The organism is Saliphagus sp. GCM10025317 (assembly GCF_042663665.1).
In the GTDB taxonomy this organism is placed as follows: Archaea; Halobacteriota; Halobacteria; order Halobacteriales; family Natrialbaceae; genus Natronosalvus.
In genome coordinates this window covers 1-22,653 of sequence record NZ_JBHTAQ010000003.1, presented here as the reverse complement: position 1 = coordinate 22,653, position 22,653 = coordinate 1, and the positions used below count along the sequence as shown (strand labels likewise).

The following is a 22,653-nucleotide window of genomic DNA, read 5'->3' as shown; positions in this document are numbered from 1 at the left end:
CCCTCGGTTACGTCACCAATCTCGAGCGTAACGAGACTGGTAGAGGGGAACGACCGAGCATGGCGAGGTGTGCGTTTACGATGGCGTAAGGGTCGTCGTCGGGCGCGTCGTCGGCCAACGAGGTGAACGTCTGAATGTCCTCCCACGAGATATTGTCGTCAACAATATCCTCGTATACCGTGTCGATCATCTCCTCAACGTTCGTGGACGCCGTACTATGAGCATCGAGCAACGCATTCGCGGCATCATCGTACGATTTCCGATCCCACACCGTAGATTCACCATCTACGTCGTCAAAATCGGAATCGTACACGTTCCGGTACTCAGCGTCATCGAACTCCCGAATGTGCCACTGCCACTCGTCCAAAACCGGATCATCGTACAGCACTCCGCTCGAGGAAGCATCGAAGGACGGGATAGTGAGCAAACCGAAATCAGGGCCGTCACCACCGCCGCCCTCCTCCCTGTAATCAGCCTGAACCCCGATGGTAGGAACGTCGATTATTTCGCCGTCCAACAGGGTGTACTCGATTGGATCAGTATCGGTTTCGAACTCAAAGATTCCACCGTCATCTATGTCGGTCCTCGAGTCGTTCCGAATCTCAAAGACGAAATAATTTTCGAACGAACTAACGCTACTCCATTCGTCAGCCGCCCGAAGTGCGTCCTCGAGATGGTCAGCACGATCACCGAGACTGCGGAGTGCAAGATGTGCCTCTTGAATCAACTCCCCCTGCGGAATGCTATACGTAACGTCAACCGTTTTCGTCGCCTCATCGATTGCCTCCTGTCGGGTCGCGCCGTCGTCTTGAATCGCCCGATACGCCGACTTTAGGCCCTCTATGTACGCTTTCCCTTCGAGATTGGTGACATTATCAGTCAGCCACGTCAGTGCCGTCTCGGTCGAAGCGGTTTCTTCGACCCCGTAGCGGTACATATCGCCGTGAATCCGAAGAACCTCGTTCTCGAGATACTCCTCGTATTCTTCGTCGTCGTCATCGTCGCCGAACATCCACGCGAGAGGGTTCGAGGTGCCCCAATTCCCGATGATGATACCCGACGATTGAGCGGCCGCCGGGATCGAGGCCGTCGCCCCGAGCGCCCCGGCCGTCGCCGCGCCCGCCGTCGCCTGGAGCATCCGTCGCCGCGAAAGCGTCCACCCGTGGTGATATGCCTCCTCGTTCGTGGGCCGTGGGCATGGGCGATGGGCCCCGCCGTCGAGATCGTCACCGACGTCGACTAAATCGGCGCCGGAATCGTCGGCACTCGCCCCCATCATTCACCTCCTCGAGCCCGAGCCCGAGCCACGCCAGCCGCCCCGAGAGCCAGGACAGCCACCCCGACACCGAAGCCGGGCAACTTGTCGGCGCCACCGACGACTACGCCACCGATCAAGCCGTCCACCTCCACGTTTTCGACGTTATCCTCGTTGCCTTCAACGACCAGCCGGTATTCGGTCTCGTAATCGAGGCCGTCCGTATCGTTGAACGAGACCGACGTTATCCGCGTCTCGCCCTCGCTCCCGTCGACGGAGAGGGAATGGGCTTCCGTCGCGTTCGTTCCCGACTCGTTAAACTCGGTCTCGTTGTAGAACGTCGCGTTCACCGTCGAAGTGTCCGAGTCGTTGAAATCGCCCGAGAAGTCCACAGTAAAGGTGAGCGGGTCGCTCTCGTTGTCGACCTCCATCGTTTCGTTCAGCAGCTCGTCGGTGTCCGCGGCACCGAGGCCGACCAGGAGGCCGGCACCGAGCGCGAGTACGACGACCGCGACGGAGACCAGGCGGCCAGCCGTGGGCGTGGGCCGCACTCAGACCACCCCCGCAGCCATCACCCCTGCAAGCGCGATCGAGAGCGCCGAGGCCGTGATGATGTAGCCGGTGATCGTCGACTCGTACCACTCCGCTTTCGTACCGTTGAATTTGAGGAATTGCATTGGTGAACCTCGAGGTTACTTGTAGGCGATCAGGTAGAACGCGGCGGCGTTCAGCAGCACGATGAACCAGCCGAGATACCACATCGAGTCGATGGCGTAGGAAACGGCTGGCACGAGCGCCGCCAGGATGTTGAGGATGAACGCCAGCAACATCACCACCGTCTCGACGTCGGTGTAGTCCTCGATAGTGGTCTGGCCGTTCGTGACCCAGGCGGTCACGAGCGTCAGCATCGAGACGATGAACGCGTAGGTGATCTCGGTGCCGTGAGCGCTGTAGAGCGCGGCGTCCATCCCGACGTTGAACGGCTGGTTCAGCGCGATCGAGACCACACCGACCATCGAGACCGACGCGAGTACGAACAGCGGCGCGAGCACGCTGTCGATCAGGTCAATACCGTCCTCCCGGCGAACCGCGCCGGGAACCATATTCTGCGGTAGGCTAAGTGCCATACCCGGAAACGCGCAATCCGCCCTATCGAAAATCTTCGCGTTTCCTTGGTGGGACGGCCGCCAAACCTTGGTTTCCCTGATAGTCAGCAACGTTTATATCAAGGCGGGTTGCGCGCCATCCATGGCACTCAACAAACTACGCCAGCTCGACCAGAACTCCGCGGGAATCACGCTCCCGAAAGACGATCTCCGTCTCGAGGGTCTGCTCGACGAGAACGGAGAACTGAAAGAGGAGTACCATGCGCATATCAGACTCGTCGACGAGAAGGAATGGACGATTACACTCGTCGACGGGATCGACGCCTAATTTCTGAACTTCATAGCCAGCCGACTTTGCTACGCTCGCGCTGCTGAGCCTCTGGTGAGTACGTCCCGCGGTAGTGCTCGAGGAACGTCTCGAGATCGTTCCATCCGCCCCAGTCGACCACCAGGAGCGGATCGACGTCGGCGGCGGCGAGCGCGGTCGCCCAGGTCCGCCGAAGATCGTGCATTCCGAGATACAGCCAGCCGTCGTCGCCGGTCGCCTGGTGAAGTTCGCGAGCGGTCCCGCTGAGCCAGCGCCGAAGTGAGCGCGTCGTCGAGATTTCGAGTAGCGGCTTCTCGCTCGAGGCGTCGCGAACGTCGGCCACGGTTCGGATCGTCGTCGCCAGATCGCGCGGAACGGGTGTCTCGCGGAATTTGTCGCCTTTCCCGTGCCACACCCGGAGTACTGTTCCGGCGTCAGTGTCGATGACGTCCTCGGGCGAGACGTCGAGAATTTCGTGCGACCGAAGCCCACAACGCGCGCCCAGGGAGTAGGCGAGTCGCTGTTGGGTGTCGGTGGCGGCCTCGAGGAGCTGTGCAACTTCGGTCTGGCTGAGCCAGACTTTCATGTCGTCGCGGTTGCGATGTTGCTGGAGATTCATGTCCGGGTTGCGAGTAAGGCGGACGGCAACCCGGGGTATAGTGAGTGTTTTGGTGGGATGGGCGGCCCGATCGGGCCGGCTCACGTCCGAGATGTACCGATTATCGGACGAGTATCTCGCAGCATATGGTTCCGAGACCGCGCTCTTATCTGCCATCCCGGTCGGGATCGGCCAGCGGGGCGCCTGCGACGTCTGCGGGCGGCTGTTGTACCCGAACGCGAAGGTCGAACTCCTGGTGCTTATCGACGCCGGTCACGTTTCGGTCGCGGCGACTCGGTGCAATCTGTGTTCGAATGGTGAGCTCGAGGATGGGACCGAACGGCCGTGCTGGCTCGCCCGGGGGACGCTCGCGCCGTCGGTCGATCCACACGGGCGCTTGAGATTGATCCTCTCGGGTGCGAAGGTTGTCGATCGCGAAGCATAGCCCGAAGATTCATCTTTTCCGAACCGAAAGAGAGGGTACCTCGAGCGGGTACTCTCGAGGCGGGTAATACGGCCACACGGCCGGGCCGGAGGTCCATCCGGCCCCGATTCGCGCACCTGTGAACGGTCTTCCGTTCGCGGTGTCAAAATGACTTGTAGAGACATCTCAGAAGCTTCTGGCACAATGATTCACGAAAATCGAATAATAAAACCAAACCACTAATATAGGGGGATATTTTCACCTACCGTAAAAACGTAGACTCAAAAGATCAGGTTGATCCAGCCGAATTGCCACAGAAAAAATATAGGCCGCTTGAGGATAACTAGTCTAATTTAGATATCCATATCGGCAGTGAAGGAACCAACAGTGCTTTCATCACCATCTTCCGAGACTGCAACTACCGTAAACTCAACTTCGGTCGCGCCTTCTTTAGGAACTTCAACGAGCCCAAAAGAATTCAGATTGATCGTATCACCGGTACCATCGAATTCAACGTCATCTGACCGCTGTTCATCGCCAGTGGTAGTGTCGAACACGTCCTTATCGGACCGTACAATGAAACTGTCAGCGTTTCCGCTATCATCCAGCGTCATCGTAATCTCAGTGTCGTCGTAATCGACTTCCTCTGAGACCACTGCGTTCACGGGAGCGTTTCCAGTGCTACTGCCAATATCCAGCACGAACGCTGCGATCACGGCCGCGAGAATCACCGTAATGGCGACCATAAGTATAACTCCGATGACAGGTGATACTGCCCGTTCCGATTCATTACCGATCAGCTTGCTTCTGTATTTCTTTAGATCCATGATTGATCTTCTTGTGCGCACCGTGCGTGAACGGTCAGAAACTTTATTGACTGGTCCGGTGTCGGACCAATCGGCGGATAGGGATGGGGGTAAGTCAACCACACCCACGCCGTCAGCTTCTTCGCGCTGCACTTGTGCTGATAGTCACACTTAATCCGTGTATAATAAACCCTGTGGCTGGGTTTGAATAAACGAGATTCACGGTATATGAGACACTTTCAGAATTGATAATCAGCGACCCATAGAAAGGTTACAGCACCCCCTTGAAACGTTCACGCCTGGCGATTTCACCACCGACAGTGTAAATCCGAATGCTCTTTCAATTTCCGCCCACCGAACTCTTCAATGACTGACCGAATCTTCGTAACCGACGAAGAACTGGCACGGACCTTCGACGGTGGGGCCTACGAGGATGCATTCGAGGCGGTCGAACAGTACCGTAAAGCGACGCGTTACGCCTCAAAACACAACGTAAAGTCGGGCGCGACCGCGTCGGCGCTGGATCTCCCTCGAGGACGGCTCCGGACGTGGATCGATGATGGCGGCGCTCCCGATGCCGTAAACGCGATCGAGACTGCGCGCTCAAAGGGCTGGCTCAATCTCGAGTACGACGATCGCCGCTTCGATGCACTGAACGCGCTCGTTGCGAACGTCTTCTCCGGCGGCTCGATTGAGAAGAAGTACTACCAGCCGTCGTTCGCGCTGAATCGACGCGGCCAGGATAGCCACGTAATTGACGCGCTCGAGCTGACCGGTGTCGACTATCGAATCGTCGACAACCGAAGCGGCCGCGCCGATGAGGTCCGCCCGACCGAACACGGCACTGTCCTCGGACGCGTGCTCGTCACCCTCGGAGCGCCTACCGGGTCGAAAACCGAAGGCGAACTCGAGCTACCGGCATACCTTGATGGAGCACCCGACGACATCCGCCGGCTGTTCGTCGCCTGCTACCTCGAAAACCGCGCCCATGCTCATGGCTCCATCCTCAAATTCAGGGAGGAACGCTCGAGTGCGTACCTCCAGGATCTCGCGGCGCTGATCGAAGACGTCGCCGGAGGACCGGTCACCGTATCGGAAAAGAACATCAACATCTCGAAAGCGGCCACCGAAACCCTCGGAAACGTGGTTTAGCGATTATTCGAGGTCGTCAGCCTCGAGGTCGCCTGCCACCCAGTCCCGGCCCTGTTCCGAGATCTCGTAGTATCCGCCGTCGTCGATGCGTCGAATCAGTCCGTGGTCCTCGAGTTCGTTGAGTCGCTGGCGAACCGTCGAGTAGCCGATCTGGTGACCGTGACGGTTGAGATTCTTGAAGAGCGGCTTCGCCGGAAGCTCAAGGTCGTGCTCCTCGAGGAACTCGAGGATCAGGCCGTCTTTCAGACTCATCCACTCGGGACGGGGTCGCATTCAGTCCGTCCAACCCACCCAGACGGTTTAACTGCAGTCGGTTCGCTGAGAGACGATTTCATTTGTGCTATATTAGTAGCGGAAATACGCTAAACTATAAGTCGATGGGGTGTTTCGAGGCGAGCATCGGACGCCAGACGGACCCACCGCTCCCGGTCGGGTCCTCGCAAAACGCGGACCCGGTGTTTGGGGCACCGGCCCGCCTGGCCTCCGTATCCAGACTACGGAAGCATGCTAAGTCGCAATTCGCGGGGAGATAAAGCCCCCGACAGACGACAGTCGTATCGATCGCGGCGACAATCATTTTTACCGACATTCGAGTTATCGGAAAGTTATCGGAAACGGGGTTTTCCGTATTCTGTCGGATCTCAAAATCGCTTGGATTCCCCGATATGGGTCGGTAGAGCGAATTTCGAGACGCCACCAAACCGGCCAAAACCCGGTTTCGGAAATATTGGAAACTACCCCCCGATGCTTAAGACGTGTTGCCACTCAGAACATACTCGACCAGCGGACATCGACCGCACGCGCGTTTTGGTGGAACAAGCGGCGCGCGCGGTCTGTCCGCGGTCCCTGAAACCAGAGACCATGCACACCGACGAAGGCATACGAAGTAAACGTACCGCCAGGTACGTCGAAGACGAAGCGCTGTACTGTGACGGCTATGGAACCACCTCCGGTACCATTCGACTCGTCGATGTCGAAGATCCGGACGGGCGGCTCACATTTTGCGAGAGTTGCGAGGACCTGCTTGAGGCGACGATCGTCCGGGAGGTCCCGCTCGACGATCCCGAGGAGGGGTCGGCGTGATCTACGAGCAGCGCCACTGGGCGCGAGTTCAGCAGGTCGCCCGAAAAGCGCTCTGTGAACTCGCCACCGGGAACGCGGAAACGGCCACCGAGGCCGTCGATACCGTGGGCAATGGGCTGGGGCCAGCTCGGCGCGCCGACTCCGCCTGGCTGGTAGAAACCGTCGACGATCGACTCGACGACCAAGAGCGAACGGAACTCCTTGAGGCTGTCCAATCGGAGGCTGGTTCGAGGTGAGCGACCTCGAGCCGATTCCACCGGCTGAAGCGGCGGAGATGTACCACCACGCGATGCGCGACGAGCACGCAGCCGCGACGCGGAAGAGTTCGAGACATCGGTTGCAGTCGTTCATCCAGTTCTGCGATGAACACGACATCGACAACCTGAACGACGTCAATGGGCGCGATCTGTACCAGTTCCGCATCTGGCGACGTGAAGGACGGGGTGAGGACGCGAGCCGATCAAGTTGGTAACCCTGAAAGGTCAGCTGGCGACGCTTCGGACGTTTCTCCGATTCGCAGCGACATCGATGCCGTGCCGCCGTCGCTGTACGAGCAGGTTCGGTTACCAACGATGAAACACGGTGCCGACGTCTCGGATTCGACGCTCGAGCCGGACCGGGCGGTTGAGATCCTTGAGTACCTCGAGCGCGCGCAACCGGCCTCGAGAGACCACATCATCATGCTGTTGCTCTGGCGAACGGGAGCACGAACGGGAGCGATCCGAGGACTCGACCTTCGCGATCTCGACCTTGAGGGCTCCCACCCGAAGGTGAAGGGGCCAGCGATTCGGTTCGTTCACCGACCGGACACCGGAACGCCGCTCAAGAATCAGGAAGCCGGCACTCGATGGAACCGGATCAGCGACCTGACGGCGCGGTATCTCGAGGACTACATCGAACTCCACCGTGACGACGTGACCGACGATCATGGGCGAGACCCGCTGATTACGACGCAGTACGGCCGCCCTGCAGGGAACACGATTCGAAAAACGCTGTACCGGATCAGTCGACCCTGCTGGCGCGGCGAACCCTGCCCCCACGATCGCGACTTGGCGGAGTGCGAGGCGACGCATCTCGACCAGGCGAGTAAGTGCCCATCCTCGAGGTCGCCCCACGACGTTCGCAGCGGCCGAGTGACCTACTACCGAAGCGAGGACGTCCCTCGACGAGTCGTCCAAGATCGACTCAACGCGAGTGAGGATATTCTCGATCGACACTACGACCGCCGTACCGACCGCGAGCAGGCCGAACAACGCAGTTCCTTCCTTCCAGACCTATGAAATCCACGAACGAAACCATCGACAGTACAACCCCCCGGATCACTAATGCCCATCGTGCCCGTGCGAAATTTAACCGTTCAGTACCCGTCACTGAACGGACGCGAGCGGGCTTATTATCCTCGAATTCGCGAGAATCGAATTCTCAATTCGTTTCTGAGAAACTGGATACCGTTCAATCGTTGAACACCCCCTTCTGCGGTCGGGCGATTTTCATTCCCGTTTTCGGGTGTCGAAGGGGGTGGTCGGCGTGGCAGTGAGCGACTGGGTACCCGAGAGCAGTTCGAACTGTGATCACTGCGGCGCCCACGTGAGCGAGCAGTTCCGTCGCGTCTACGGTGACGATCAGGACCGAGCCCATCGCTGCGGCGAGTGCGATTCGTTCCGTCGCCTGAGCCGCGGTACTGGTGCTGGCGTCGACGTCTCGATTCCCGATCCGGAGACCTCGCCCGGTCGTCACGGAGGTGACTGTGCGTGAGCACTAGGAAGGGCCTCGAGCGCTTCGGCGTCGTTGCGCCGACGGTCGTTCGGGAACCCGCTCGAGACGCTCAGAAGATTCCGATCTGTGCCGAGTGCGGCCACCCGGTCGCGAACTCGAAAGGATCACAGTCCATCGAGAGACCGACGCTCGTCGACGACGACCTGGCGGACGTCGATCGGCTGATCACGTTCGGCTGGTCGTGCGAGCGCCACGCCTACGAGGTCGTGATGCCGGCCCATGCCCATGGCCCATCGGCGCCGGGCATGATCGATGGCTGGATTGGCCTCGAGGTCGAGTTCGTCGACGGCCACGTTCGTCACGTTCCGACACCGGAACGGGAGGTGAACGATGTCGAGTGAACAGGCTCGCCTGGTCGACTTTGGGCCGGATCTCTCGCCGTTGACCGAGGCTGAACGCGAGGCCTACGTTGCTTGCCGTGAGAACGACGTCGGCGTTCGCGAGTTCGCCCGCCGGACCGACCGGCGGCCGGGAACGATCGGGAACCTGCTCGCTCGGGCAGAGCACCGCCTCGAGAGTCGGGGTGAATCGGCGTGAACGCCGAGTGCTGTACAGCCGGTACTGGACACACTGATCGACTCCCGATTCGAAAAGTGAAGGAGCGGTTCCTTCGTCCGATAGGTGGTGGGTGCGCCGCGGAGAGTCGAGCTGTCTCTCTTAACGGCGTTCATACTTCTTACACAGAGGTTCATAATACGATAGACAATCAACCAATTTTGCCACCGATATTGGAGAAAGATTACCGTCTTCTTCAATCAATCATTCATCGGTCAGCTTCACTGGTTGCGATCTCTACAAGAAACGAAGGGGGTGACCAGCGATGAGCCGACTCGTCGAGAACAGCGAGTGCGAGCGCTGCGAGGAATCCATCACCGGTCTCCGTCGACTCTGTCCTGAGTGTGCTCGAGAGGTGCGCCGCGCTCGAGGAGGGCCGCTGTGACCTCACAGCCGGCCACCACGCCCCACGAGAGCCACGGCCGGTGGAAGTGGGACGACTGGGGCCGCGGGCCCTACGATGCGCTCTCGAGCGTCATGCTCGGCCCACCGTTCGAGGGACACCTGAAACTGGACGTCGACGTCGACGGCGAGCCCTGGCACCTCGAAGTGACCTACTCGAAGTCGGGCTTCAAACCCCGGCCTCGAGACAACATCAACGCCTCGAGGCTCTACGAGTGGGATATCAAGGGCCGCGGACCGGGAGAGGCGAAAGCTTCGTTCAATATCTCGCCACGGTTCCCGAACATGCGTCACTGGGAGACCGGCGATCCGGTGGGTCTTCCTGGGAGAATCAGTTCGGCGAGGTCGACGGCGTCGACGTCGAGTACGAACCCTCGAACGTCGAACCCGAGCGTGCCCTCGAATTGCTACCGGAGTTCTATGCGGCAATCTTCGAGGAGGCGGGCGAACCCGTATACCCCGAGTACTTCCGGAAGCCACCGCACCCGGAGTACAGCCGCGAGTGGGCGCACGAGCGCTATGTTCGGATGCGTCGCGAATGGGCCGAGAAACTGGCCTCGGCGGGCGTCCTACAGAAGATCACGCACCACCTGACCGACATGGAAGGCGTGATCGCCGAGTTGAAGATCAACAACAAGGAGGTCGTCAATCACCAGAATCGGCTGGTTCTCGACCCCGCAGCAGTGAGCGAACTCCTCCCCGGCCACACCTACGGCCGGAAGTTCGAGATCTACCAGCTGAAAGATCCCGATGCGGTTTCGAAGGATCACCCGTCCTACCATCCGAAGGTGGAGGTGCTGGTGAACAAGAAGATGAACGACCGCGAGGCATGGGCATGGGCCGATCGGCGCGAGGTCGTCGAGGAGATCGACGAGACGCTCATGAACTTCATCAACTGGGACGACATCCCGCTCGCGCCCGACGCCAGCGCTGTGTACGTCGCAGACGATCATTTCGAGGCCGTCGCTCGAGACGAGCCGGTCGAACTCTACCCGGACCCGACGCCCCGCCTTGAGGCGAAGAGCGAGCATCTGCTGTTGACGACGCTTCGCGATCTCGGGAAGACGCCTCGAGACGTCGCCGAGAAGGTCTCGACCGATGGTGGGGTGACCGTCAACGACCTGGCCGACGAGCTGGGGAAACACCCGTCGACGATCTACCGGGCGATCGAGGAACTCGGTGAGCTGCTCGATCTCGAGAACGGCCACGTGTCCTACCGGGCTCGGAAGTACCGCGAAGAGATTCGTGCGCTCGTCGAGAGCGCCGAGTACGGCATCGAGAGTTACGCCGACCGCATCCAGCACATCATGGGTCTGGCGGATCACGTCGCCGAGTGCTCGCCGTTCCAGAAGTGGCTGGCCGAACACGGCGCCGAACTCGAGTTTGACCAGGAGGGCGAACCGAAGCGCCTCCGCATCGACACGATCCTCTCGACGCTGAAAGCCTCGAGCTTCGAGAGCGCCCAGGAGGTCGCTCGCGAGGCGATCGAGAAGTGGCGCCACTCAGGGAACGACCCAGCGTTGTTCTCGAGAGTACCGATGCTGTGGCGGACACCTGGAGGCGACACGGAGACGCGACCGGTCGGACGACTCGCGCCCGACTGGTAGAGCGGCCCTCGTGAGTGGCGACACTCTTCCGAACCTTCTTTTCAGCAATTAAGATTGTATTCAATCCGTGAGTGTGCAACTTCGGTTGTGTTCCGGTCCTCGAGGGGCCGGGCTCCGTCCCGATCGGGCCGGGGCCCCTGCGGGGTCGATTCGCGCTGCACGCGAACGCCCCTTGCGGCGTGTCCCCAAGGGGACAAAGCCAAAAAATACAACGCCTCCGCCTCTCCTCCGCACGCGGATCTCCAGATGAAGCACTCGAAACACTCCCTCTTCTCTGCGTGGTAATTCGTCTTCAGCTCTAATCTCACATATTCAGAAATGTCTTATTTATCGAAGCGGATAAAGACACTATACGTGATATAATGGTTTTCACTCCCACCTCGTTACGGGAACCTATTTATCTCTAGTTTTAATGAAATTAAAATAATGAGAAACGAGGAAATTATCTATTCTCTCTCTAATTTATCAAATTCAGATACGGATATTCCATACTTTTCTTGTAATTCATTCCTTCTATTAATTAATTCCCCCAACAATTCATTCGATTCTTCTTTTAATATCTCCCTTTTACTCACCATGAGGTCAAATAATACGGGAGTTTCTGATTTCATTACTGCAAATAGAGATTCGCGATTTTTCTCCATGAAGTGATCCCAACCTGCATAGCAACTCTCATTATTTTCGTAACCCCCCTCATCTAAGAGAAGAACGACCGCTATTCCAGGGTCAAGAGGGGCAGATCCCATGCTGTAATCAATTCGGTTAGGATAGAATTCATCTATGTAATTTACTGTCGGTGGACCAGCAACTCTGATAATCTCCTGAACAATTTTCTCAAGATGTAGTATGCTCTCATTATACTCTTCTATATGACCATGAATTTGCTGATTTCGGCCCTGACTGCGTAATAACGCTGTAGGATCGACTTCGTTATTTATCGGATATTTGATCCCAAGACTTCCTTGAGGTTGCCAATTTGTTGGCTCATCTGGGACTTCCTGAGGAGGAGGATTCCAGCCGACTGTTTTTTCTTCAAGTATTCGAATATTATATCCAACCCTATCAATAGCAGGTTGTATTACTTCACTAAGTTCATCAATAACTACATCCTTTTCTCTGTCTCGCTCTAATTGTTCAAGTGTTTCGCTATTTTGGCTTACGGAGTATAATGTGACATAAACAAAAAATAAAGTTGCTAGTACACCTGTTGCTTGCGCCGTGACAAGTGCTGTATCTGAATCAACGAAACCACGAAATTTCGATACAACAAGCAGTGTAATCGCTACTGAAAGGCCAATAATACCGATAGAAGCAAATCGGATAACTCTCATATCATAGATAGTAAATTGATACCATATATTTCTCTCGGCTAAAGGTTACCTATGTTTCCATTCATCTTTCTCTATCTGGATTTCACGCCCTCAGAATGCGTTTACCCGATATGCACACGAGTATGGAGCTTCGTGTGTATAACAGCCAGGTCAACGTTCACGCTAGGCCCTCAATCACACCAATCGGTATGGTTTATACTCATCAGTTATAACCATCGATGTTTGAATGAACGGAGACTTCCAAGACTATCAGACTGTGTTCATGAAATGCCCCTAAAAAGCAGATAATCTTGCGGCGCGTTCTGCGCGCCGCGCTCGAGATCTGGCTGATGGGCTGGACATAAGTGACTCATACCGTCAGTACCCCCCAATGGTGTAGTGGGACTCCGACAACAGAGATTGGCGTATTTGCACAGGGCGGACTGACCCAGCCAATACGATTACGTTCACTGAAGAACAATTATCTAATAGCGCGGGGGGAAGGGGTTTGTCGTTGCCAGCGTCACCCTCACAGCCAACCAGCCACTAACCACATCATTGTTACCTCCGCGCTATCCTATCTATCGTCAATAGTCCTCACGTCTTGCGATCGGCGCGTGCTGACCAGCCATTTGCACGTGTAGACCTGGGTTCTGTCTGAACGGAATTGCGACCCATAATCATGAATTATCTGAACAATCTTGGCCCACTATATGGCATCTGAAAATAAGTCCATGTGTGATGATTCGATCACACATTGATGAGCAGAGACAGATAGGACAAATCACCACTTTTAGCGAGGTGAAAAATGAGCGATTTCGGTGAGGCGGCTGCAGCCGTAGGCGTTCTGATTATTGGCGGTTTCTTGTTCCTCAAGATGGCGCCCCACCTAGGCGCAAATGGAGCAATGAACCCCACCTTTTGGGGCGTCATTTATATCCTCGCAGGAATACTTGGTGGTGTGATCATTATTGGAGGAGTCGTCGGAGCCTTGTTCTCGAGATAATTATGTCCATTCTGGAGCACCTATCCACTGACGAGAATACCAGAGTAAGTAGCGAGGAGATTCTTAACGTCCTTCGCAGGAGCGACGATCTTGTGACAGGGACTTCTGATATCGCAGATACAATTGGGATGAGTGTTGATGGTGCACGTGACCGTCTTCGCTCTTTAGAGGAAGATGAACGAGTGATATCTCAAAAGATCGGGAATAAGAATGGTTACACACTGGTCTGGGGGCTTCATCCAAGCGAGAGACAGGAGCCTATTGTTCCTGAAATTGATCGGCTTGTGAAATGGTGTGATGCAATTTCACATATAGGCTGGTCAATAATCCGAACCGGAGTAGTTGCATTTGCTATTGGCACGCTCTTATGGTTTATCTCCATCTCACTGACTTTGGGTGGATGGTCATTGGGCATATTAACAAACGCACAGCTCCATGTGTATGGATACGGGATCGCTGGAGGCGGGACTAGTGCTCTTTTATTTGGTAGCGCAGTTGTTATATTTACTATTGTTGCAGAGACCATTGCTGAATTCCGGGTAAATAGGACTGTTCAATAGAATACATCTCTGATGCTGATTTTCGCCTGTTGAGTTCCACGGTGATCACCACCACCGTGCCATCGTAGGAGTGGGAGACTTGAGGCCTTGCACATCCTGTCTTTGACGATTGTCAATCCCGAGCGATCATGTGGACGATACACCACGAAACAGTACCAGCCGTTCGTCCGCCGGAGTCGATCGTGATACGCTTTGTAGACCTTGAAATTCCCCGGCTGACCGTCGCTGTGCTCGAGCATCGTGCTCTTAATCTCCACTGGTGTCCCGTTCTGGAACTTCGCATCGTGCCAGCTCGAGCGCTCGAGGTCGAACCGCCGCTTCCGAGCCATGCGCTTCTCGCAGATCGTGCCGAAGTGGTTCGCTCGCTTTGAGCGATTCACGACGACCACGCGCTACGCGCGCTGATATATATCAACTCCTCCGCCTGATTCGACGACCGCCCATCGGTCGCTTCGCTCCCCGCGGGAGCGAGCGATGGGCCTGGGCTTCGAGTAAAGGGGTCTGGGTATCCGTATCCAGCCATCCAGTGGGTCGCAGTCATGCGATAACCTCGTTCACTTTGGAAATCGCGTCGACGTGCTCGCCGTCGTCTCGGTACTCCCGCCAGCGTGAACCCACCCAACCGTGACTGTAGGGAACGAATTTGGCGGTTTCACGATTCGTCATTCCCTCCTCCTTACAGCGGATAACCGTCCACAGCGAGGTGAGACGGGCGGCCTCGTCGGCGTCCATCTCGTCGGTTTCGTCGCCGAAGCGTGACCAGCTCCAGTCACTCGCTTCCTTGGTGTTGTACCGAAGGTCCGTCGGCGGGACGCCTTCGATCTCGCCCTGGATGTCCGCGAGTTTCGCGTTGCTGATCGAATCGGCGATGATCGCCTTCTTCTGGCTGACCTTCTTGACGATCGTGCCGACGCGCCAGAGCATCGGGTGGATCGATCGCTCGCCGTGAGCGATGTAGATCAGCGCGCCGCCGTACTTGCGGATCTTGTAGACCAGCGGTGCCATCTTCATCCGGGTTTCGTAGCCCTGCTTGCCCTGGCCGCTCGCCGAACTCGAGAACTCGTCGCCAATGAACAGTTTCGGGCGCTGACTGTGCTCGAGCGGGTCACCGTCCTGCTCGACCCACTCCATGAGGGTGCCGTAATCGGGAATCCAGCCGTCCTGGACGTCGCCGTCGTCGTCGACCCAGCGGTTCTTCTCCTCAAGGGACTGGATGTTAGTTCCGAGCAGCGAGTCGGATCGGTTCAGATCACGCCAACGTTGCGCGAGTAGACAGGCGAAATCGGTCTTTCCGGCGCCCATCTCACCAGAACGACGACGACTGGCGCCGGGCCGTCGATCAGGTTGTCGACCTTCCCGATCGCCTTCATGCCGGAGACGTCCGCTCGCTGCGAGGTGTCGCCCACCATGTGCTTGATCGTCGGCATATCGCCGTTCTCGAGCGCCTGGCGGAAGGTTTCGGTCCCTTCGACCATGCGAATGTCGCGGTGTTTGCGGAGGTCTTTGCACTGGCCGGGCATCTTGTCGGGCCGGTCGGCCGCGAGAGGGTCGTAGTGAACCGAGCGGATCGACAGCGCCCTCGAGACGTGTTCGTCGCGAACGACACCGCCGTGATCGTGGATCTCGCGGTTTTCCCGGTCACTGTAGCCTTCCTGATGTTCGCGCGCCTGTGCGGTCGTGTAGAGCGCCTGCTGGTCGGCGCCATTGTTGTCAGTCATTGGTTTCCTCCGTCTACGATCATCTGGTGAGTGTCTTCGTCGGTCGACTCCTCCGGGTCCTCTCGAAGCCGTCCGTAGCTGTACCACACAGCCACGACCGGAGCCGTGAGGGTCACGAGAAAATAGCTACGTGGAACCGGAAGGAACAGCGCCCGTTCGGTCGTCTCGCCAGCTGGTCCGGTCGACCGTTCCTCGGTTGGAACGTTTAGCGCCTCCGCGGGGAGCATGAACAGACCGGCCCACAAGCCCACAACAAGACCGCCCGCGAGCGCCATCGCGAGAATCGCTCGCTCTCGGTCGGTGAAGTCGATCGTCACTTCGACCACCTCCATTCACTTTCCTCGTGATCGATCAATAGCGGCCGATTCTCCATCCGGCGCTGTTTGGCGAGAATCGACACCATGAGTGCCGCAGTATCGGTCCGTCCTCGAGCCGCGTTCTGGCTCTCGTCGAAGACGAATACCGGAGGTGGATCGATCGTCGTCTCTCGAAGTTTACCGTCGTGGATGTACCTCACGAGTCGACACCTCCATCGGTGGCCGTCTCCGCGGGCTCGAGCGTGATTCCCTGGGGATTCTCGGCCGGATCGTAGTCGATCGCGTAGTCGTCGACGTCGCGGATCTCGTCGCTGTCCCACTTGTCGGCTTCCTCGCGAGCAGACTCGAAGCGTTCTTTCACGCTGGTCTGCTGGCCCATTAGCCCACGCTCGTCGGCCTCGGCCTGGAAGTTGATTGAGTCGCGCTCAATCTCGACGCCCATCTTGCTGATGCGCCCGCGGAGTTTGTTGAGCGCGATCGAGTCCTCGATGAGATCGCCGTGGATGTCCTCGAGCATCGCTTTCAGCGTCACGAGCTTGCTGTCGGCCATGTTCGACTGATAACAGCCGGTGACGATGAGGTCCTCCGTGTCCTCGAGCCACTCGAACTCGCGGACTTCGTACGATTCCTCGTCATTGACGCGGTAGGGCGATGGTCCCTCGACGGTCTTACCGTTCCACACCTCGGGCTCGACGTAGTACTTCTCTCGCGTGTCGGTGACGCCATTGATGTGGTGAACGGGAATCATGTGCCGGTTCCGGAGCTTCCGCGCACCCGTGATGAACAGCGCGAGCAGCGGCGGGCCCAGGAGCAACAGCGCGGCGAACCAGCCGAAAACGATCGGCGGAATACCGGGAACTGACGGCCGAATCCAGATGAGCGCAGCGCCGAGCGAAACCATGATCCCGAGAACGATCAGCTGGCTCTCGGCGAGCAGGTACGTCACCCGGTCGGACCAATTCGAGAACGTTCCGCTCGTCTCGGTCATGCCTTGATCACCCCGCTCTCTTCGGATCGGATGACGTACGCGGCGCCGAGTCCTGCGAGCCCGGTCGTCATGATGACGCCCGAAAACAGGCCGCTCTCGCCGCCGAAGTGACGGAACGGATTTTGCTCGACGGTGCCCGTCGAGACGATCGCGCCGCTCCCCTGCGCGAGTGACTGACTGGTGGCGACGGCGACCGCGGCACCGCTCCGATCGGCGACCGCGAACGTCACGGTGTTCTCGCCCTCCTCGAGGCGCACCTCGTCGTAGTTGAACGACGACGTCCCTTCCTCGAAGGTGCCCGCTTCGGTCAGCGAGATGCGGCGCTGTTCGTCGGCCTCGATGGTGAGCGTGAACCGTCCGCTCGAATAGGACCAATCGACGATTCGCGTCTCGGCGTCGATCGCCTTCTCGTAGTCCTCGTTGGCCTCAAACTCGGCTGGCGTCTCGTTCGTGGCGTTCTCCTGGGACTGTGCGAGCGCGCCTATACTGCCCATGCCCATCGCCAGCGATACCGCTACGACCGTAGCGAAAATGAAAATCCGATTCATAGTCAGTTACCTAATCCGGGGATGAGGTCGGTCACGATCCCGACGACCGCCAGAACCACTACGCCGATGATCCCGATACCGAGCAGACCGGCGCCCTCGCCACCGAGACCGAATGAGGGAAAGCCGATACTAACGTTTGTGTCGGTCTCGTCGTCTTCGGCCATCGTCTCAACGAGTTCGTATTGTCGTTCGAGCAGTTCCTTCTGGAACTCCTCATACTCGTCTAGACGGTCGTGTACCTCGTCGTAGTCGGTCGGCGTCTCGGTCTGGAGTGTGTGATCGGTGAACGTGATGGAATCAGTGTCCACGAGGTCGCCGTCCTCGTTGACTTGCTTCGCCTCGATCACCGTGAACTCCCGGTGCTCCTCGAACTCAACGAACGCGCCTCCTTCTTGCCGTCCTCCGTCTCGAACGAGAACGAGAACGTCACGATAGGAGCCTCCGCCGCGCCCATCGTATCGCCTATACCAGCCGGTGTGTAGGCCTCGCCCACCTCGAGCGAGTCATCCGGGCCGGGATCAATGTAGACCGTTCCCGGCACCTCCTCGCCCGCGAGGGCTTCAACATCGTCGTCAGTCGTCCCCTCGGTTACGTCACCAATCTCGAGCGTAACGAGACTGGTAGAGGGGAACGACCGAGCATGGCGAGGTGTGCGTTTACGATGGCGTAAGGGTCGTCGTCGGGCGCGTCGTCGGCCAACGAGGTGAACGTCTGAATGTCCTCCCACGAGATATTGTCGTCAACAATATCCTCGTATACCGTGTCGATCATCTCCTCAACGTTCGTGGACGCCGTACTATGAGCATCGAGCAACGCATTCGCGGCATCATCGTACGATTTCCGATCCCACACCGTAGATTCACCATCTACGTCGTCAAAATCGGAATCGTACACGTTCCGGTACTCAGCGTCATCGAACTCCCGAATGTGCCACTGCCACTCGTCCAAAACCGGATCATCGTACAGCACTCCGCTCGAGGAAGCATCGAAGGACGGGATAGTGAGCAAACCGAAATCAGGGCCGTCACCACCGCCGCCCTCCTCCCTGTAATCAGCCTGAACCCCGATGGTAGGAACGTCGATTATTTCGCCGTCCAACAGGGTGTACTCGATTGGATCAGTATCGGTTTCGAACTCAAAGATTCCACCGTCATCTATGTCGGTCCTCGAGTCGTTCCGAATCTCAAAGACGAAATAATTTTCGAACGAACTAACGCTACTCCATTCGTCAGCCGCCCGAAGTGCGTCCTCGAGATGGTCAGCACGATCACCGAGACTGCGGAGTGCAAGATGTGCCTCTTGAATCAACTCCCCTGCGGAATGCTATACGTAACGTCAACCGTTTTCGTCGCCTCATCGATTGCCTCCTGTCGGGTCGCGCCGTCGTCTTGAATCGCCCGATACGCCGACTTTAGGCCCTCTATGTACGCTTTCCCTTCGAGATTGGTGACATTATCAGTCAGCCACGTCAGTGCCGTCTCGGTCGAAGCGGTTTCTTCGACCCCGTAGCGGTACATATCGCCGTGAATCCGAAGAACCTCGTTCTCGAGATACTCCTCGTATTCTTCGTCGTCGTCATCGTCGCCGAACATCCACGCGAGAGGGTTCGAGGTGCCCCAATTCCCGATGATGATACCCGACGATTGAGCGGCCGCCGGGATCGAGGCCGTCGCCCCGAGCGCCCCGGCCGTCGCCGCGCCCGCCGTCGCCTGGAGCATCCGTCGCCGCGAAAGCGTCCACCCGTGGTGATATGCCTCCTCGTTCGTGGGCCGTGGGCATGGGCGATGGGCCCCGCCGTCGAGATCGTCACCGACGTCGACTAAATCGGCGCCGGAATCGTCGGCACTCGCCCCCATCATTCACCTCCTCGAGCCCGAGCCCGAGCCACGCCAGCCGCCCCGAGAGCCAGGACAGCCACCCCGACACCGAAGCCGGGCAACTTGTCGGCGCCACCGACGACTACGCCACCGATCAAGCCGTCCACCTCCACGTTTTCGACGTTATCCTCGTTGCCTTCAACGACCAGCCGGTATTCGGTCTCGTAATCGAGGCCGTCCGTATCGTTGAACGAGACCGACGTTATCCGCGTCTCGCCCTCGCTCCCGTCGACGGAGAGGAATGGGCTTCCGTCGCGTTCGTTCCCGACTCGTTAAACTCGGTCTCGTTGTAGAACGTCGCGTTCACCGTCGAAGTGTCCGAGTCGTTGAAATCGCCCGAGAAGTCCACAGTAAAGGTGAGCGGGTCGCTCTCGTTGTCGACCTCCATCGTTTCGTTCAGCAGCTCGTCGGTGTCCGCGGCACCGAGGCCGACCAGGAGGCGGCACCGAGCGCGAGTACGACGACCGCGACGGAGACCAGGCGGCCAGCCGTGGGCGTGGGCCGCACTCAGACCACCCCGCAGCCATCACCCCTGCAAGCGCGATCGAGAGCGCCGAGGCCGTGATGATGTAGCCGGTGATCGTCGACTCGTACCACTCCGCTTTCGTACCGTTGAATTTGAGGAATTGCATTGGTGAACCTCGAGGTTACTTGTAGGCGATCAGGTAGAACGCGGCGGCGTTCAGCAGCACGATGAACCAGCCGAGATACCACATCGAGTCGATGGCGTAGGAAACGGCTGGCACGAGCGCCGCCAGGATGTTGAGGATGAACGCCAGCAACATCACCACCGTCTCGACGTCGGTGTAGTCCTCGATAGTGGTCTGGCCGTTCGTGACCCAGGCGGTCACGAGCGTCAGCATCGAGACGATGAACGCGTAGGTGATCTCGGTGCCGTGAGCGCTGTAGAGCGCGGCGTCCATCCCGACGTTGAACGGCTGGTTCAGCGCGATCGAGACCACACCGACCATCGAGACCGACGCGAGTACGAACAGCGGCGCGAGCACGCTGTCGATCAGGTCAATACCGTCCTCCCGGCGAACCGCGCCGGGAACCATATTCTGCGGTAGGCTAAGTGCCATACCCGGAAACGCGCAATCCGCCCTATCGAAAATCTTCGCGTTTCCTTGGTGGGACGGCCGCCAAACCTTGGTTTCCCTGATAGTCAGCAACGTTTATATCAAGGCGGGTTGCGCGCCATCCATGGCACTCAACAAACTACGCCAGCCGACCAGAACTCCGCGGGAATCACGCTCCCGAAAGACGATCTCCGTCTCGAGGGTCTGCTCGACGAGAACGGAGAACTGAAAGAGGAGTACCATGCGCATATCAGACTCGTCGACGAGAAGGAATGGACGATTACACTCGTCGACGGGATCGACGCCTAATTTCTGAACTTCATAGCCAGCCGACTTTGCTACGCTCGCGCTGCTGAGCCTCTGGTGAGTACGTCCCGCGGTAGTGCTCGAGGAACGTCTCGAGATCGTTCCATCCGCCCCAGTCGACCACCAGGAGCGGATCGACGTCGGCGGCGGCGAGCGCGGTCGCCCAGGTCCGCCGAAGATCGTGCATTCCGAGATACAGCCAGCCGTCGTCGCCGGTCGCCTGGTGAAGTTCGCGAGCGGTCCCGCTGAGCCAGCGCCGAAGTGAGCGCGTCGTCGAGATTTCGAGTAGCGGCTTCTCGCTCGAGGCGTCGCGAACGTCGGCCACGGTTCGGATCGTCGTCGCCAGATCGCGCGGAACGGGTGTCTCGCGGAATTTGTCGCCTTTCCCGTGCCACACCCGGAGTACTGTTCCGGCGTCAGTGTCGATGACGTCCTCGGGCGAGACGTCGAGAATTTCGTGCGACCGAAGCCCACAACGCGCGCCAGGGAGTAGGCGAGTCGCTGTTGGGTGTCGGTGGCGGCCTCGAGAGCTGTGCAACTTCGGTCTGGCTGAGCCAGACTTTCATGTCGTCGCGGTTGCGATGTTGCTGGAGATTCATGTCCGGGTTGCGAGTAAGGCGGACGGCAACCCGGGGTATAGTGAGTGTTTTGGTGGGATGGGCGGCCCGATCGGGCCGGCTCACGTCCGAGATGTACCGATTATCGGACGAGTATCTCGCAGCATATGGTTCCGAGACCGCGCTCTTATCTGCCATCCCGGTCGGGATCGGCCAGCGGGGCGCCTGCGACGTCTGCGGGCGGCTGTTGTACCCGAACGCGAAGGTCGAACTCCTGGTGCTTATCGACGCCGGTCACGTTTCGGTCGCGGCGACTCGGTGCAATCTGTGTTCGAATGGTGAGCTCGAGGATGGGACCGAACGGCCGTGCTGGCTCGCCCGGGGGACGCTCGCGCCGTCGGTCGATCCACACGGGCGCTTGAGATTGATCCTCTCGGGTGCGAAGGTTGTCGATCGCGAAGCATAGCCCGAAGATTCATCTTTTCCGAACCGAAAGAGAGGGTACCTCGAGCGGGTACTCTCGAGGCGGGTAATACGGCCACACGGCCGGGCCGGAGGTCCATCCGGCCCCGATTCGCGCACCTGTGAACGGTCTTCCGTTCGCGGTGTCAAAATGACTTGTAGAGACATCTCAGAAGCTTCTGGCACAATGATTCACGAAAATCGAATAATAAAACCAAACCACTAATATAGGGGGATATTTTCACCTACCGTAAAAACGTAGACTCAAAAGATCAGGTTGATCCAGCCGAATTGCCACAGAAAAAATATAGGCCGCTTGAGGATAACTAGTCTAATTTAGATATCCATATCGGCAGTGAAGGAACCAACAGTGCTTTCATCACCATCTTCCGAGACTGCAACTACCGTAAACTCAACTTCGGTCGCGCCTTCTTTAGGAACTTCAACGAGCCCAAAGAATTCAGATTGATCGTATCACCGGTACCATCGAATTCAACGTCATCTGACCGCTGTTCATCGCCAGTGGTAGTGTCGAACACGTCCTTATCGGACCGTACAATGAAACTGTCAGCGTTTCCGCTATCATCCAGCGTCATCGTAATCTCAGTGTCGTCGTAATCGACTTCCTCTGAGACCACTGCGTTCACGGGAGCGTTTCCAGTGCTACCCATATCCAGCACGAACGCTGCGATCACGGCCGCGAGAATCACCGTAATGGCGACCATAAGTACGCTCCGATGACAGGTGATACTGCCCGTTCCGATTCATTACCGATCAGCTTGCTTCTGTATTTCTTTAGATCCATGATTGATCTTCTTGTGCACCGTGCGTGAACGGTCAGAAACTTTATTGTC

At 58.0% G+C, this 22,653-nt stretch carries 30 protein-coding genes and 6 pseudogenes; 14 read left to right on the top strand and 22 right to left on the bottom strand.

From position 1 onward, the window contains the following. Positions 1–7 precede the first annotated feature (7 nt). The 4 genes from ACFQS4_RS01120 to ACFQS4_RS01105 are packed head-to-tail and all read right to left on the bottom strand — an operon-like array spanning position 8 to position 2,382. Positions 8–1,276 (bottom strand): Env/VP5 family phage fusion protein, encoded by a 1,269-nt coding sequence (locus tag ACFQS4_RS01120; protein ID WP_500191873.1) that lies wholly within the window; start codon positions 1,274–1,276, stop codon positions 8–10. Beyond that, positions 1,276–1,806 carry a hypothetical protein gene (locus tag ACFQS4_RS01115; protein WP_500191871.1) on the bottom strand — a complete coding sequence of 177 codons (531 nt, stop codon included), beginning with the start codon at positions 1,804–1,806 and terminating at the stop codon, positions 1,276–1,278. Before ACFQS4_RS01115 ends, ACFQS4_RS01120 begins: the two co-directional genes overlap by 1 nt. Continuing rightward, positions 1,807–1,932, bottom strand: coding sequence for a hypothetical protein (locus tag ACFQS4_RS01110; RefSeq protein WP_500191869.1), 126 nt, complete (start codon positions 1,930–1,932; stop codon positions 1,807–1,809). A gap of 15 nt (positions 1,933–1,947) precedes the next feature. After that, entirely contained in the window at positions 1,948–2,382 is a 435-nt protein-coding gene (locus ACFQS4_RS01105; protein WP_500191796.1) for a DUF8023 family protein, read from the bottom strand. Between the two features lie 121 nt (positions 2,383–2,503). On the opposite strand from ACFQS4_RS01105, the gene ACFQS4_RS01100 reads away from it, so the two are divergent. Beyond that, positions 2,504–2,689, top strand: coding sequence for a DUF8053 family protein (locus ACFQS4_RS01100; protein WP_500191867.1), 186 nt, complete (start codon positions 2,504–2,506; stop codon positions 2,687–2,689). A 10-nt stretch (positions 2,690–2,699) separates the two neighbouring features. Here ACFQS4_RS01100 and ACFQS4_RS01095 read toward each other — a convergent pair whose 3' ends face one another. Further along, positions 2,700–3,287 (bottom strand): tyrosine-type recombinase/integrase, encoded by a 588-nt coding sequence (locus ACFQS4_RS01095; RefSeq protein WP_500191864.1) that lies wholly within the window; start codon positions 3,285–3,287, stop codon positions 2,700–2,702. Between the two features lie 91 nt (positions 3,288–3,378). Between ACFQS4_RS01095 and ACFQS4_RS01090 the strand changes: the two genes are divergently transcribed. Then, entirely contained in the window at positions 3,379–3,711 is a 333-nt protein-coding gene (locus ACFQS4_RS01090; protein WP_500191793.1) for a hypothetical protein, read from the top strand. 332 nt (positions 3,712–4,043) lie between these two features. On the opposite strand, the gene ACFQS4_RS01085 is transcribed toward ACFQS4_RS01090, so the two are convergent. After that, positions 4,044–4,517, bottom strand: a complete 474-nt coding sequence (locus ACFQS4_RS01085) for a type IV pilin domain-containing protein (RefSeq protein ID WP_500191860.1) — start codon at positions 4,515–4,517, stop codon at positions 4,044–4,046. Between the two features lie 345 nt (positions 4,518–4,862). Between ACFQS4_RS01085 and ACFQS4_RS01080 the strand changes: the two genes are divergently transcribed. Then, on the top strand, positions 4,863–5,648 hold the full coding sequence (locus ACFQS4_RS01080; RefSeq protein ID WP_500191857.1) for a hypothetical protein: 786 nt from the start codon (positions 4,863–4,865) through the stop codon (positions 5,646–5,648). 3 nt (positions 5,649–5,651) lie between these two features. Here ACFQS4_RS01080 and ACFQS4_RS01075 read toward each other — a convergent pair whose 3' ends face one another. Next, a complete protein-coding gene (locus tag ACFQS4_RS01075; protein WP_500191854.1) occupies positions 5,652–5,921 on the bottom strand; it encodes a winged helix-turn-helix domain-containing protein in 270 nt (89 codons plus the stop codon). Positions 5,922–6,509: 588 nt separating this feature from the next. Between ACFQS4_RS01075 and ACFQS4_RS01070 the strand changes: the two genes are divergently transcribed. The 7 genes and pseudogenes from ACFQS4_RS01070 to ACFQS4_RS01040 all read left to right on the top strand — a co-directional run bounded on the left by ACFQS4_RS01070 (position 6,510) and on the right by ACFQS4_RS01040 (position 11,071). Then, positions 6,510–6,731 (top strand): hypothetical protein, encoded by a 222-nt coding sequence (locus tag ACFQS4_RS01070; protein ID WP_500191850.1) that lies wholly within the window; start codon positions 6,510–6,512, stop codon positions 6,729–6,731. Then, positions 6,728–6,967 carry a hypothetical protein gene (locus tag ACFQS4_RS01065; protein ID WP_500191847.1) on the top strand — a complete coding sequence of 80 codons (240 nt, stop codon included), beginning with the start codon at positions 6,728–6,730 and terminating at the stop codon, positions 6,965–6,967. Before ACFQS4_RS01070 ends, ACFQS4_RS01065 begins: the two co-directional genes overlap by 4 nt. A gap of 38 nt (positions 6,968–7,005) precedes the next feature. Further along, positions 7,006–8,011, top strand: a pseudogene (locus ACFQS4_RS01060) (tyrosine-type recombinase/integrase). Between the two features lie 238 nt (positions 8,012–8,249). Further along, positions 8,250–8,486, top strand: a complete 237-nt coding sequence (locus tag ACFQS4_RS01055) for a DUF7563 family protein (protein ID WP_500191844.1) — start codon at positions 8,250–8,252, stop codon at positions 8,484–8,486. Next, a complete protein-coding gene (locus ACFQS4_RS01050; RefSeq protein WP_500191842.1) occupies positions 8,483–8,848 on the top strand; it encodes a hypothetical protein in 366 nt (121 codons plus the stop codon). Before ACFQS4_RS01055 ends, ACFQS4_RS01050 begins: the two co-directional genes overlap by 4 nt. Further along, positions 8,838–9,044: an RNA polymerase subunit sigma-24 gene (locus tag ACFQS4_RS01045; RefSeq protein WP_500191838.1), complete on the top strand. Its 207-nt coding sequence runs from the start codon at positions 8,838–8,840 to the stop codon at positions 9,042–9,044. The genes ACFQS4_RS01050 and ACFQS4_RS01045 overlap by 11 nt, the downstream gene beginning before the upstream one ends. 399 nt (positions 9,045–9,443) lie before the next feature. Then, positions 9,444–11,071, top strand: a pseudogene (locus ACFQS4_RS01040) (DUF7845 domain-containing protein). A 446-nt stretch (positions 11,072–11,517) separates the two neighbouring features. On the opposite strand, the gene ACFQS4_RS01035 reads toward ACFQS4_RS01040, so the two are convergent. Next, a complete protein-coding gene (locus ACFQS4_RS01035; RefSeq protein WP_500191836.1) occupies positions 11,518–12,402 on the bottom strand; it encodes a hypothetical protein in 885 nt (294 codons plus the stop codon). A 787-nt stretch (positions 12,403–13,189) separates the two neighbouring features. Here ACFQS4_RS01035 and ACFQS4_RS01030 point away from each other — a divergent pair. Both ACFQS4_RS01030 and ACFQS4_RS01025 read left to right on the top strand, forming a co-directional pair. After that, complete coding sequence (locus tag ACFQS4_RS01030) at positions 13,190–13,387, top strand: hypothetical protein (protein WP_500191834.1); 198 nt, start codon at positions 13,190–13,192, stop codon at positions 13,385–13,387. A 2-nt stretch (positions 13,388–13,389) separates the two neighbouring features. Then, a complete protein-coding gene (locus ACFQS4_RS01025) occupies positions 13,390–13,947 on the top strand; it encodes a hypothetical protein (RefSeq protein ID WP_500191831.1) in 558 nt (185 codons plus the stop codon). On the opposite strand, the gene ACFQS4_RS01020 is transcribed toward ACFQS4_RS01025, so the two are convergent. The 12 genes and pseudogenes from ACFQS4_RS01020 to ACFQS4_RS00965 all read right to left on the bottom strand — a co-directional run bounded on the left by ACFQS4_RS01020 (position 13,941) and on the right by ACFQS4_RS00965 (position 20,477). Continuing rightward, complete coding sequence (locus ACFQS4_RS01020) at positions 13,941–14,327, bottom strand: PD-(D/E)XK family putative nuclease (RefSeq protein ID WP_500191829.1); 387 nt, start codon at positions 14,325–14,327, stop codon at positions 13,941–13,943. The genes ACFQS4_RS01025 and ACFQS4_RS01020 overlap by 7 nt on opposite strands. A gap of 157 nt (positions 14,328–14,484) precedes the next feature. Continuing rightward, positions 14,485–15,665, bottom strand: a pseudogene (locus tag ACFQS4_RS01015) (hypothetical protein). Beyond that, positions 15,662–15,997: a hypothetical protein gene (locus ACFQS4_RS01010; RefSeq protein ID WP_500191827.1), complete on the bottom strand. Its 336-nt coding sequence runs from the start codon at positions 15,995–15,997 to the stop codon at positions 15,662–15,664. The pseudogene ACFQS4_RS01015 and the gene ACFQS4_RS01010 overlap by 4 nt, the downstream one beginning before the upstream one ends. Further along, complete coding sequence (locus ACFQS4_RS01005; RefSeq protein ID WP_500191825.1) at positions 15,979–16,182, bottom strand: hypothetical protein; 204 nt, start codon at positions 16,180–16,182, stop codon at positions 15,979–15,981. Before ACFQS4_RS01005 ends, ACFQS4_RS01010 begins: the two co-directional genes overlap by 19 nt. After that, on the bottom strand, positions 16,179–16,970 hold the full coding sequence (locus ACFQS4_RS01000; protein ID WP_500191821.1) for a hypothetical protein: 792 nt from the start codon (positions 16,968–16,970) through the stop codon (positions 16,179–16,181). The genes ACFQS4_RS01005 and ACFQS4_RS01000 overlap by 4 nt, the downstream gene beginning before the upstream one ends. Next, positions 16,967–17,518, bottom strand: a complete 552-nt coding sequence (locus tag ACFQS4_RS00995; RefSeq protein ID WP_500191818.1) for a DUF8063 family protein — start codon at positions 17,516–17,518, stop codon at positions 16,967–16,969. Before ACFQS4_RS00995 ends, ACFQS4_RS01000 begins: the two co-directional genes overlap by 4 nt. A 2-nt stretch (positions 17,519–17,520) precedes the next feature. Continuing rightward, positions 17,521–17,865 (bottom strand): hypothetical protein, encoded by a 345-nt coding sequence (locus tag ACFQS4_RS00990; protein ID WP_500191815.1) that lies wholly within the window; start codon positions 17,863–17,865, stop codon positions 17,521–17,523. Beyond that, entirely contained in the window at positions 17,862–18,059 is a 198-nt protein-coding gene (locus ACFQS4_RS00985) for a hypothetical protein (protein WP_500191812.1), read from the bottom strand. Before ACFQS4_RS00985 ends, ACFQS4_RS00990 begins: the two co-directional genes overlap by 4 nt. 47 nt (positions 18,060–18,106) lie before the next feature. Continuing rightward, the gene (locus ACFQS4_RS00980) at positions 18,107–18,826 is read right to left on the bottom strand and encodes an Env/VP5 family phage fusion protein (protein ID WP_500191808.1); all 720 of its coding nucleotides are present in this window, start codon (positions 18,824–18,826) and stop codon (positions 18,107–18,109) included. Next, positions 18,823–19,374 carry an Env/VP5 family phage fusion protein gene (locus ACFQS4_RS00975; RefSeq protein ID WP_500191804.1) on the bottom strand — a complete coding sequence of 184 codons (552 nt, stop codon included), beginning with the start codon at positions 19,372–19,374 and terminating at the stop codon, positions 18,823–18,825. The genes ACFQS4_RS00980 and ACFQS4_RS00975 overlap by 4 nt, the downstream gene beginning before the upstream one ends. Before the next feature lie 223 nt (positions 19,375–19,597). Continuing rightward, complete coding sequence (locus tag ACFQS4_RS00970) at positions 19,598–19,783, bottom strand: hypothetical protein (protein ID WP_500191800.1); 186 nt, start codon at positions 19,781–19,783, stop codon at positions 19,598–19,600. 259 nt (positions 19,784–20,042) lie between these two features. Beyond that, a complete protein-coding gene (locus ACFQS4_RS00965) occupies positions 20,043–20,477 on the bottom strand; it encodes a DUF8023 family protein (RefSeq protein WP_500191796.1) in 435 nt (144 codons plus the stop codon). 121 nt (positions 20,478–20,598) lie between these two features. Here ACFQS4_RS00965 and ACFQS4_RS00960 point away from each other — a divergent pair. Then, positions 20,599–20,783: pseudogene (locus ACFQS4_RS00960) on the top strand (DUF8053 family protein). Between the two features lie 10 nt (positions 20,784–20,793). On the opposite strand, the pseudogene ACFQS4_RS00955 reads toward ACFQS4_RS00960, so the two are convergent. Further along, positions 20,794–21,379, bottom strand: a pseudogene (locus ACFQS4_RS00955) (tyrosine-type recombinase/integrase). A gap of 91 nt (positions 21,380–21,470) precedes the next feature. On the opposite strand from ACFQS4_RS00955, the gene ACFQS4_RS00950 reads away from it, so the two are divergent. Continuing rightward, positions 21,471–21,803 carry a hypothetical protein gene (locus ACFQS4_RS00950; RefSeq protein ID WP_500191793.1) on the top strand — a complete coding sequence of 111 codons (333 nt, stop codon included), beginning with the start codon at positions 21,471–21,473 and terminating at the stop codon, positions 21,801–21,803. Positions 21,804–22,463: 660 nt separating this feature from the next. Here the strand turns inward: ACFQS4_RS00950 and ACFQS4_RS00945 are convergent. Further along, positions 22,464–22,604: pseudogene (locus ACFQS4_RS00945) on the bottom strand (type IV pilin domain-containing protein); the annotation flags it as partial. Between the last annotated feature and the right edge of the window lie 49 nt (positions 22,605–22,653).

What these genes read in the sequence shown, in the direction of transcription:
- ACFQS4_RS01120 (WP_500191873.1), bottom strand. Translation starts at nt 1,276, where the DNA reads ATGGGGGCGAGTGCCGACGATTCCGGCGCCGATTTAGTCGACGTCGGT.
- ACFQS4_RS01110 (WP_500191869.1), bottom strand. Translation starts at nt 1,932, where the DNA reads ATGCAATTCCTCAAATTCAACGGTACGAAAGCGGAGTGGTACGAGTCG.
- ACFQS4_RS01105 (WP_500191796.1), bottom strand. Translation starts at nt 2,382, where the DNA reads ATGGCACTTAGCCTACCGCAGAATATGGTTCCCGGCGCGGTTCGCCGG.
- ACFQS4_RS01100 (WP_500191867.1), top strand. Translation starts at nt 2,504, where the DNA reads ATGGCACTCAACAAACTACGCCAGCTCGACCAGAACTCCGCGGGAATC.
- ACFQS4_RS01095 (WP_500191864.1), bottom strand. Translation starts at nt 3,287, where the DNA reads ATGAATCTCCAGCAACATCGCAACCGCGACGACATGAAAGTCTGGCTC.
- ACFQS4_RS01090 (WP_500191793.1), top strand. Translation starts at nt 3,379, where the DNA reads ATGTACCGATTATCGGACGAGTATCTCGCAGCATATGGTTCCGAGACC.
- ACFQS4_RS01085 (WP_500191860.1), bottom strand. Translation starts at nt 4,517, where the DNA reads ATGGATCTAAAGAAATACAGAAGCAAGCTGATCGGTAATGAATCGGAA.
- ACFQS4_RS01080 (WP_500191857.1), top strand. Translation starts at nt 4,863, where the DNA reads ATGACTGACCGAATCTTCGTAACCGACGAAGAACTGGCACGGACCTTC.
- ACFQS4_RS01075 (WP_500191854.1), bottom strand. Translation starts at nt 5,921, where the DNA reads ATGCGACCCCGTCCCGAGTGGATGAGTCTGAAAGACGGCCTGATCCTC.
- ACFQS4_RS01070 (WP_500191850.1), top strand. Translation starts at nt 6,510, where the DNA reads ATGCACACCGACGAAGGCATACGAAGTAAACGTACCGCCAGGTACGTC.
- ACFQS4_RS01045 (WP_500191838.1), top strand. Translation starts at nt 8,838, where the DNA reads ATGTCGAGTGAACAGGCTCGCCTGGTCGACTTTGGGCCGGATCTCTCG.
- ACFQS4_RS01035 (WP_500191836.1), bottom strand. Translation starts at nt 12,402, where the DNA reads ATGAGAGTTATCCGATTTGCTTCTATCGGTATTATTGGCCTTTCAGTA.
- ACFQS4_RS01030 (WP_500191834.1), top strand. Translation starts at nt 13,190, where the DNA reads ATGAGCGATTTCGGTGAGGCGGCTGCAGCCGTAGGCGTTCTGATTATT.
- ACFQS4_RS01025 (WP_500191831.1), top strand. Translation starts at nt 13,390, where the DNA reads ATGTCCATTCTGGAGCACCTATCCACTGACGAGAATACCAGAGTAAGT.
- ACFQS4_RS01010 (WP_500191827.1), bottom strand. Translation starts at nt 15,997, where the DNA reads ATGGAGGTGGTCGAAGTGACGATCGACTTCACCGACCGAGAGCGAGCG.
- ACFQS4_RS01000 (WP_500191821.1), bottom strand. Translation starts at nt 16,970, where the DNA reads ATGACCGAGACGAGCGGAACGTTCTCGAATTGGTCCGACCGGGTGACG.
- ACFQS4_RS00995 (WP_500191818.1), bottom strand. Translation starts at nt 17,518, where the DNA reads ATGAATCGGATTTTCATTTTCGCTACGGTCGTAGCGGTATCGCTGGCG.
- ACFQS4_RS00975 (WP_500191804.1), bottom strand. Translation starts at nt 19,374, where the DNA reads ATGGGGGCGAGTGCCGACGATTCCGGCGCCGATTTAGTCGACGTCGGT.
- ACFQS4_RS00970 (WP_500191800.1), bottom strand. Translation starts at nt 19,783, where the DNA reads ATGGAGGTCGACAACGAGAGCGACCCGCTCACCTTTACTGTGGACTTC.
- ACFQS4_RS00965 (WP_500191796.1), bottom strand. Translation starts at nt 20,477, where the DNA reads ATGGCACTTAGCCTACCGCAGAATATGGTTCCCGGCGCGGTTCGCCGG.
- ACFQS4_RS00950 (WP_500191793.1), top strand. Translation starts at nt 21,471, where the DNA reads ATGTACCGATTATCGGACGAGTATCTCGCAGCATATGGTTCCGAGACC.